We start from the raw sequence: 9,183 nt of genomic DNA on the forward strand, positions 1-9,183 counted from the left end.
TCGCGTACACGACCGTGATGACCGTTTTGGACAATCTCCATCAGAAGGGCTGGGTGCGCCGCGAAGCGGAGGGGCGGGCCTATCGATATGAGGCGGTCTCCACTCGTGCCGCCTACGCCGCCGCACTGATGAACGAAGCCTGGTCCCACAGCGACAACCCGGCCGCCGCTCTCGTCGCCTTCTTCGGCATGATGTCGCCGGAACAGCGCGACGCTCTCAGCGACGCGATGCGTATCGTCCAAGGGCCGGAGAACCCCGGCTCGGCGGAGCGCGAGGCAGAGCGATAGCGTCCGCTCATGGCACCCGAGGTCCCCGAACTCAGCGAACTCAGCGCAAAAGCGGTCTCCGTACGGAGGGCGCGAACGTCCGATGTGCCGGCGCTGCGTCGCCTCCTCGACGCGTACGTCGGTGAGCGGATCCTCCTGGACAAAGCCACGGTGACGCTTTACGAGGACATCCAGGAGTTCTGGGTGGCGGAACGCGACGACAACGCGGAGTTGGTCGGCTGCGGCGCTCTGCACGTGATGTGGGAAGACCTCGCGGAAGTGCGCACCCTCGCGGTGAACCCCGAGGTCAAGGGAGCCGGCATCGGGCACCAGCTGTTGGACAAGTTGCTGCAGACCGCTCGGTGGCTCGGTGTCCGGAAGGTTTTCTGTCTCACCTTCGAAGTCCACTTCTTCGCGAAGCACGGCTTCGTGGAGATCGGCGAGACTCCCGTGGACGGAGATGTCTACACCGAGCTCCTGCGTTCCTATGACGAGGGTGTCGCGGAGTTCCTCGGCCTCGAACGAGTGAAACCGAACACCTTGGGCAACAGCCGGATGCTTCTGCATCTGTGATCGCCGCCGTGGTATTCACGGCTGCCTCCTGCCCCGGTGGCCTATGTCCGAAACGCGCATGTTTCCAGGCTTCTAGGGGTGCCAGGTCTCTCCTAGGGGTTTGTGTTTTTCCAGCAAAAGCGGTTTGCTTTCCGACGTACTGCAGTACTGCATATAACAGGGGCCGGTGAATCGGCGGCACACGTCGTGCGGGCAGGCCTCGAAGTTATCGATGAAAGGAAATCCGGTGGCACAGAAGGTTCAGGTCCTTCTTGTCGACGACCTCGACGGTGGCGAGGCGGACGAGACCGTGACGTTTGCGCTGGACGGCAAGTCCTACGAGATCGACCTCACCACGGCCAACGCGGACAAGCTCCGTGGGGCCCTTGAGGACTTCGTCAAGGCCGGTCGGCGTACTGGAGGCCGCGGTTCCAGCGGTCGTGGCAAGGCGCGCGCAGCCGCGACCGGCGGCGGTCAGGACACCGCCGCGATCCGCGCCTGGGCAAAGGAGAACGGCTTCGAGGTCAATGACCGCGGCCGCGTTCCCGCGTCCATCCGTGAGGCCTACGAAAAGGCCAACGGCTGACGGCTGCGACGCCGCAGCCGGACCCGGTGGCACTGCGTTGCCGCCGTGTCCACCAGTCGTACGAGATCGGAGCCCACGGCGGGGTCGCTGTGGGGCGCAGTCCCGCCTCCCCCCACACAGGGCAGGGACGGCAGCGCCGGCAGCGTCGGCTCCACCTCGCACCCGGGCTCCGGGGGTCGCAGCCAGACGGCGGCCCCCTGTGAGCCGGACCAGCCGGGCGGTGTGGGCGCGTCCATACGCCCGCCCACCCCGATCGCGGTGAGACCGAGGGGAATGCCCCTCCACTCCAGCCAGTCGAGCAGCCCCGGCAGCTCGTCCGCGCATCCCGCGCCCACCAGGAGCCGCATCGTTTCCCCGCGCAGCGCCACCGGAGCCTTCGGCCCGAGATGGCGCAGTGCCGCGAACCCCGCCTCCGCGGGAAGTTCCAGGACGTCGAAGCGCAGCCCTGTCAGCAGGCGCACCGGACCGGGCTCCGGCGCGGTCGCCCAGCCGAGCTCGTTCTCGTACCACTGCCGCACCGGGTCGCTCTGCTCGACCGGCACGCGGGGGTGAGGAACTGTGGGGGCCATGTCCGAGCAACAGCCTTGAGGGCGCCGGAGTTACGCATAGTCGCGAAGTGAACGCGTACCGTGTCCGGAAAGGGGGCGTAAGGGCGTGTTCGGCGGCGCAAGAGTGTTCGCCCATAGCGGAGGGAACCGGGGCGCGCCGCATGGAGTGTCAGTCCTTACGGGTAAGACATCCCTAGTGGGGAGGGGCGACACGCAGGGTTTGGCGTCTCACGTTCGCCATCGGCGTAGTGATGGTGAGGGTAACTGCCTGGCCTGCGGGAACATCGTCTCGCACCATCGGGTTGGAGCAGTTGTCGGCGTTCGGGGTCAGGAGGCCATCGACGGGTGTCGGCAGTTGGAATGAGCGGTCCCCGCTTGCGGGACTAAGCTGCGGAAGGACAGGGAGGGGACCGACCCCTTACTGCCTGACCGCTCTGAGGAGCGATTAACGATGTTCGAGAGGTTCACCGACCGCGCGCGGCGGGTTGTCGTCCTGGCTCAGGAAGAAGCCCGGATGCTCAACCACAACTACATCGGCACCGAGCACATCCTCCTGGGCTTGATCCACGAGGGCGAGGGTGTCGCCGCTAAGGCCCTGGAGAGCCTCGGGATTTCGCTCGAGGCGGTCCGCCAGCAGGTGGAGGAGATCATCGGTCAGGGCCAGCAGGCCCCGTCCGGCCACATCCCCTTCACCCCCCGTGCCAAGAAGGTCCTGGAGCTGTCGCTCCGCGAGGCCCTTCAGCTGGGCCACAACTACATCGGCACGGAGCACATCCTGCTCGGCCTGATCCGCGAGGGCGAGGGCGTCGCCGCCCAGGTCCTGGTCAAGCTGGGCGCCGATCTCAACCGGGTGCGGCAGCAGGTCATCCAGCTGCTCTCCGGTTACCAGGGCAAGGAGACCGCCACCGCCGGCGGTCCTGCCGAGGGCACGCCCTCCACGTCCCTGGTGCTCGACCAGTTCGGCCGGAACCTCACCCAGGCCGCTCGTGAGTCCAAGCTCGACCCGGTCATCGGGCGCGAGAAGGAGATCGAGCGGGTCATGCAGGTGCTGTCCCGCCGTACGAAGAACAACCCGGTCCTCATCGGTGAGCCCGGCGTCGGCAAGACCGCCGTCGTCGAGGGCCTCGCCCAGGCCATCGTCAAGGGCGAGGTGCCCGAGACCCTCAAGGACAAGCACCTCTACACCCTCGACCTCGGTGCCCTGGTCGCCGGTTCCCGCTACCGCGGTGACTTCGAGGAGCGCCTGAAGAAGGTCCTCAAGGAGATCCGCACCCGCGGCGACATCATCCTGTTCATCGACGAGCTCCACACCCTGGTGGGTGCGGGTGCCGCCGAGGGCGCGATCGACGCCGCGAGCATCCTCAAGCCGATGCTGGCCCGCGGTGAGCTGCAGACCATCGGTGCCACCACGCTCGACGAGTACCGCAAGCACCTGGAGAAGGACGCCGCGCTGGAGCGCCGCTTCCAGCCCATCCAGGTCGCCGAGCCATCGCTGCCGCACACGATCGAGATCCTCAAGGGTCTCCGTGACCGGTACGAGGCCCACCACCGCGTCTCGATCACGGACGAGGCCCTCGTCCAGGCCGCGACGCTGGCCGACCGGTACATCTCGGACCGCTTCCTGCCGGACAAGGCGATCGACCTGATCGACGAGGCCGGTTCCCGGATGCGCATCCGCCGGATGACCGCGCCGCCCGACCTCCGCGAGTTCGACGAGAAGATCGCGGGCGTCCGCCGCGACAAGGAGTCCGCGATCGACTCGCAGGACTTCGAGAAGGCCGCGTCCCTGCGCGACAAGGAGAAGCAGCTCCTCGCCGCCAAGGCCAAGCGCGAGAAGGAGTGGAAGGCCGGCGACATGGACGTCGTCGCCGAGGTCGACGGCGAGCTGATCGCCGAGGTCCTCGCGACCGCCACCGGCATCCCGGTCTTCAAGCTGACCGAGGAGGAGTCCTCGCGTCTGCTGCGCATGGAGGACGAGCTCCACAAGCGCGTCATCGGCCAGAAGGACGCCGTCAAGGCGCTCTCGAAGGCGATCCGGCGTACGCGTGCGGGTCTGAAGGACCCGAAGCGTCCCGGCGGCTCGTTCATCTTCGCGGGCCCGTCCGGTGTCGGTAAGACCGAGCTGTCCAAGGCGCTCGCCGAATTCCTCTTCGGTGACGAGGACGCGCTGATCTCCCTCGACATGTCGGAGTTCAGCGAGAAGCACACGGTCTCGCGTCTCTTCGGTTCCCCGCCCGGATACGTGGGTTACGAAGAGGGCGGCCAGCTGACCGAGAAGGTCCGCCGCAAGCCGTTCTCCGTCGTCCTTTTCGACGAGGTCGAGAAGGCCCACCCGGACATCTTCAACTCGCTCCTGCAGATCCTGGAGGACGGTCGCCTGACCGACTCCCAGGGCCGGGTCGTCGACTTCAAGAACACGGTCATCATCATGACGACCAACCTCGGCACCCGTGACATCTCGAAGGGCTTCAACCTCGGCTTCGCGGCCCAGGGCGACACGAAGTCCAACTACGAGCGGATGAAGAACAAGGTCAGCGACGAGCTGAAGCAGCACTTCCGCCCGGAGTTCCTGAACCGCGTGGACGACGTCGTCGTCTTCCCGCAGCTCAGCCAGGACGACATCCTCCAGATCGTCGACCTGATGATCTCCAAGGTGGACGAGCGCCTGAAGGACCGGGACATGGGCATCGAGCTCTCCCAGTCCTCGAAGGAACTGCTCGCGAAGAAGGGCTACGACCCGGTGCTCGGCGCGCGTCCGCTGCGGCGCACGATCCAGCGCGAGGTCGAGGACACCCTCTCCGAGAAGATCCTCTTCGGCGAGCTGCGTCCCGGCCACATCGTGGTCGTCGACACGGAGGGCGAGGGCGACAACGCCACCTTCACCTTCCGCGGCGAGGAGAAGGCGGCGCTGCCCGACGTGCCGCCGATCGAGTCGGCCGCCGGCGGTGGCCCGAACCTGAGCAAGGAGGCGTGACGCTCTTCTGAGCCGATCGCTTGAAGGGGCTGCCCCGGAACCGTTTCGTACGGTTCCGGGGCAGCCCCTTTCCGCCGTGTTCTGCTTCCTTCCCGGCGCCCCGTGAATTCCCTCGGGACGCGGAACGGGGTCAGGCCGTGATCGTGATGCCCTCGGGGACGTTCCGCAGCCGGGGCAGGCGCGGATTGACGCGCAGGACGCGCAGCGCGGGGAACCGGTCCAGCCACGCCATGTCCGTGTCGGGCAGTTCGGCGTTGACCCACAGGTGGGTGAGCCGGTCGGGTACCAGGCCCGCCAGCAGTTCGTCGGTGCGCATGACGCCGGCCACCTGGATCATGGGGCGCCCGCCCAGGCCGCGCAGCGCCGCCAGTTCGGCCGCGTCGGAGACCGGGACGTACAGGCCCTCCGGATCGAGGTGGGCGATGATCTCGCGCGCATAGCGCTCGGTGTCGAAGTGGCGCCAGGGGCGGGCGAGCTCGGTGCGGATCGCCAGGGACGCACGGGTGCGCAGCCGGGCGAGGTAGTCGATGGCCGCGTCGTCCTGGACGCGGGTCGCGGTGATGGCGAGGAGCAGCGCCTGCTGGTCGCCGGGGACCCGCTCGGGGTCGGGCAGCTGTTCGAGGACGATGGGGCCGACCCAGCCGAGGCTGCGAGCGCCCTGCTCGGTGGTGGGGCGCAGGAGGTTCTTGGTGCGGCGGTGGACGAGCTCCTGGACGGCCGGGTCCAGTTCGCTGACGTGCTCCATGCAGGCGGCGGCCATCAGCCTGCGGTGGTTGACGTAGGGGCGGCGCAGGCCGGGCACGGGGGACAGGAGCCGCTCCAGGAACCGCGCGCACTCCTCGGGGCGGGCATGGGCCGCGGACATGCGGATGACCTCCTCCCACTCCGGCTGGTGGGCGTGGTCGACGAGCGTGAGCAGCTGGCCGCGGGCCACGATCTCCTTCGCGGCCAGGTAGTCCTGGAAGGTGCGGTGGATGAAGTCGACGGAGAGGCCCGCCTGCTCGCGCAGCAGGCCGGTCCGGTGCAGGAGATGGCGGAAGATCTTCTCGCCGTCGCCCGCCGCGCGGGCCGAGGGGATGGCGGGCAGCGCCGCGTCCAGGACCCCGACGACGCGGTGGCGCGGCAGCTCCGAGAGGCCCTCCGCCAGCATGGCGTGGGCGAGCTTGCGCAGGAGCAGCTCGCGGGCGCCGCGCTGCAGGCGCACGTCGTCCGCGTACAGCACGTCGCGTTCGGGGTCGCGCCGCTGCAGGAGCATCTCCAGGGCGGCGTCGTAGAGCTCCTTGCGGCCCCGGGGCAGGGAGCCCGCGCGGTCGCGGTTGAGGGCGCAGATCAGCCCGCACATCAGGGGGTTGGTGGCGAGCTGGCGCAGCTCGCGGTAGAGGCGTACGGAGTGCAGCAGGCGCTGCTCGTACTCCTTGAGGGCGTCGGCGTCCTGCCCGGCGTCGCTCCGCGCCGCGGAGTGCCAGTCGCGGATGAAGCGGGTGACCTGGTCGCGGGACATCGGCGCGAGCGACAGCTCAGTGAAGCCCTCCTCGGCGAGGCGCTCCTGGGTGAGCCAGCCGTCCTCCACGGCGGAGGGCCGCGAGGTGACCAGGCAGGCCGTGCCGGAGAAGATCCGCAGCAGCCGCCTGAGCTGGTCGCGCAGGGCGCCGCGGGTCTCCTCGGGGGCCTCGTCGATGCCGTCGACCAGGAGCAGGGCGCGGCCCGCGAGCAGCGTGCGGACGACCCAGCCCTCGGGCGCCCGGTCCGCCAGCGGGTGGCGCACGGCGTGCAGGAAGTCGTCCGGGGCGGGGAAGCCCTCGCGGGCGAAGCGGCGCACGGGCAGCACGAAGGGCACGCGGGCCCCCTCGCGGGCGGCGCCCACGGCGAGCCACTGCACCAGCGTCGTCTTGCCGGACCCGGCGACACCGCGCAGCAGGACCCGCTCGTGGCCCTCCAGGGCCCGGTCGGCGAGGAGCACCGTGCGCTGCTGCGCGCCGGCCGCCGGGCCGCCGCCGTTCTCCTCGGCCTGGAGGCTGAGGTAGGTGTCCTCCAGGGGCCAGCGGTCGGGCGCGTGGGCGAAGTCGACGCCGACGATGGTCAGCCAGCCGTGCTGGCGCATGACCTCGGCGGCGTACGCGGCCTCGAACTCGGCGTCCTCCTGGGAGGGTTCGGTCCGGCGGGTCGCGGCGGCCGCCTCGGCGTCGTTGAGGTCGACGAGCTGGCGGATGCGGCTGGCCCGCTCGGGCAGATGGCGCTGGATGTGCGGGGAGCGGCGCACGAGGTGGTGCAGGACGTGCAGGCAGACGGCGACGAGCAGCTCGTCGTGGAACCAGGCGGCTTCGGGGCTCAGGCCGCGGTCCGCGCCCTGGACGGCGCCCCGCAGGCGCCGCGCGTAGTCCTGCGGGCCCAGGCGCACCGCGTCGGCGTCGGTCAGGTCGAGTTCGCCGATCGCGAGCAGGGTGCGGGTCAGCACGTCGGCCACCGCGGGGAGTTCGGCGGTGGGGGTGGTGTGCGTCTCGGCGGCCAGCTGGAGGAACTCGGCGGCCGTGCGGTGGACCTCGTCCGGGTCGGCCGGGGCGTCGGGGCCGCGCCAGGTGGTGAGCGGCGCGACGGGCTCGGGGGCCGACGGCGGGCGGTCCGGGGCGCGGAAGAGGCGCCGCACCAGGGGCGCGGAGGCGGCGGAGTGGGTGCGTACGACCGGTTCCACGGGCCTCAGCCCCGCCGGGCGCGCTGGGTGATGAGCGTGCTCCACGCGGGCACCTGGTCGGCCACGGCGGGCGGCACCTCCGTGGGCACGAAGACGCTCTTGAGGTGCGGGAACACCGACAGCCAGGACAGGCCCTCGACGGGGTGGGGCGCCTCCAGCCACAGATGCACGAGCCGCTCGCGCACGATGAGGTCGGTGAGGTCCTCGACGCGGTAGGCGCCCTGGATCCGGATGTCCTCCCAGCCGCCGATGGCGCGCAGCGCCCGCAGGTCGTCGGCGCCGCGCACGTCGACGGTGTGCTGCTGCGGCAGGTGGGCGAGGACGTCGCGGGCGTAGGCGTCGCGCTCGAAGTGCTGCCAGGCCTCGGTCAGGGTCGCCTGGACCACGGCGCTGGTGTGCTTGCGGAAGCGGGTCAGGAAGTGCAGCGCGGCCTCGGAGCCGACCTGGGCGGCCGTCCAGGCCACGCGGTCGGCCATCTGGTCGTCGAGCCCCTTGGGGCCCGGCAGCAGGGGCAGCACCAGGTCGCCGCCCGCGCGGGCCAGTTCGCTGGCCTCGGGGAGCGAGTCGGGCGGGATGAGCGTGCTCACGCCCTCCTGGACCACCCGGCGCACGGCGGGGTCCACCTCGGCGGCGTAGGGCAGCCCGGCCGCCGCGAGGAGCTTGCTGCGGGAGGTCCCGAGGCCGACCAAGCGGCGCAGCATCTGCTCGGCCTCCTTGGGGCGGGCGTGGGCGACGGCCAGGAGGATGACGTCCTCCCACTGGTCCTTGTCGGCGTTGTTGAGCAGCAGGTCGAAGTCGAGCTCCTGCACGGCGAGCCGGGAGCCCAGGTAGTCCTGGAAGGTGCGGTGCAGGAAGTCCACGCGGCCGTCGCCCGGTTCGCGCAGCAGGCCCGAGCGCAGCAGCAGCGAGGTGTAGACCTCCTCGGCGGTCGCGGTGAGGTTCACCGAGGGGACGGCCTGCCCGAGGATGTGCAGCGCGTCCGAACGGTCCAGCTCCAGGCGGCTGTTGCGGATCAGCCACCAGGCGAGCTTCTGGAGCAGCTGTACCTGGATCGCGTACGGGACGCGCACGCCGTCGGGGTGCTCCAGCTCCCGCTCCCGGTCGCGCCGTTCGAGCAGCATGGTCAGGGCCGCCTCGTAGAGCGACTTGCGGTCCTCCGGCAGGAAACCGCGCCGGTCGCGGTGCAGGGCGCAGAGCATGCCGCACATCAGCGGGTTGGTGGCCAGGCGGTTCAGCTCGGTGGTGCCGCGCACGGCCTGGAGCAGGGCCGTGCCCGTGGCCTCGTCGGCGCCCGCGGCGCGGTGCCAGCGGCGCACGAACGTCGCCACGCCGTCGCGCGACATCTGCGACAGGGTGAGCTCGCTGAAGCCCGCCGTGTCCAGCCACTTCTCCGGGACGGCTGAGGGGCGGGAGGTGACGAGCCAGAGGTTGCCGGGGAAGGTCCGGGTCAGCTCGCGCAGCCAGCGCCGGGCGGACTCGCGGCGGTCGGCGGCGATCTCGTCGATCCCGTCGACGAGCAGGACGCCCCGCTGGGCGCGCAGCACGCGCTCCACCCAGCCGCGCGGCTG

7 protein-coding genes are annotated in these 9,183 nt (G+C 70.4%); 4 read left to right on the top strand and 3 right to left on the bottom strand.

Features of this window, described 5'->3' with window-relative positions; genetic code table 11:
- The 3 genes from AOK22_RS03415 to AOK22_RS03425 all read left to right on the top strand — a co-directional run.
- Nucleotides 1-287 (top strand): BlaI/MecI/CopY family transcriptional regulator (locus AOK22_RS03415; protein ID WP_055697032.1); only part of this gene is annotated, 287 nt, incomplete at its 5' end.
- A 9-nt stretch (nucleotides 288-296) separates the two neighbouring features.
- Nucleotides 297-839 carry an amino-acid N-acetyltransferase gene (locus tag AOK22_RS03420; protein WP_079036309.1) on the top strand — a complete coding sequence of 181 codons (543 nt, stop codon included), beginning with the start codon at nucleotides 297-299 and terminating at the stop codon, nucleotides 837-839.
- 226 nt (nucleotides 840-1,065) lie between these two features.
- The gene (locus AOK22_RS03425) at nucleotides 1,066-1,404 is read left to right on the top strand and encodes a histone-like nucleoid-structuring protein Lsr2 (RefSeq protein WP_055697033.1); all 339 of its coding nucleotides are present in this window, start codon (nucleotides 1,066-1,068) and stop codon (nucleotides 1,402-1,404) included.
- Here AOK22_RS03425 and AOK22_RS03430 read toward each other — a convergent pair.
- Complete coding sequence (locus tag AOK22_RS03430; protein ID WP_055697034.1) at nucleotides 1,383-1,973, bottom strand: SCO3374 family protein; 591 nt, start codon at nucleotides 1,971-1,973, stop codon at nucleotides 1,383-1,385. The genes AOK22_RS03425 and AOK22_RS03430 overlap by 22 nt on opposite strands.
- Nucleotides 1,974-2,403: 430 nt before the next feature.
- Here AOK22_RS03430 and AOK22_RS03435 point away from each other — a divergent pair, with 430 nt between their 5' ends.
- The gene (locus AOK22_RS03435; protein ID WP_055697035.1) at nucleotides 2,404-4,926 is read left to right on the top strand and encodes an ATP-dependent Clp protease ATP-binding subunit; all 2,523 of its coding nucleotides are present in this window, start codon (nucleotides 2,404-2,406) and stop codon (nucleotides 4,924-4,926) included.
- 130 nt (nucleotides 4,927-5,056) lie between these two features.
- Here AOK22_RS03435 and AOK22_RS03440 read toward each other — a convergent pair whose 3' ends face one another.
- Together AOK22_RS03440 and AOK22_RS03445 are read right to left on the bottom strand one after the other, a co-directional pair.
- Nucleotides 5,057-7,615, bottom strand: coding sequence for an NACHT domain-containing protein (locus tag AOK22_RS03440; RefSeq protein WP_055697036.1), 2,559 nt, complete (start codon nucleotides 7,613-7,615; stop codon nucleotides 5,057-5,059).
- Between the two features lie 5 nt (nucleotides 7,616-7,620).
- Nucleotides 7,621-9,183 (bottom strand): NACHT domain-containing protein (locus AOK22_RS03445; protein ID WP_157872167.1); only part of this gene is annotated, 1,563 nt, incomplete at its 5' end.

Origin of the sequence: Streptomyces silaceus, assembly GCF_001419745.1 — a bacterium.
GTDB classification, from domain to species: Bacteria; Actinomycetota; Actinomycetes; order Streptomycetales; family Streptomycetaceae; genus Streptomyces; species Streptomyces silaceus.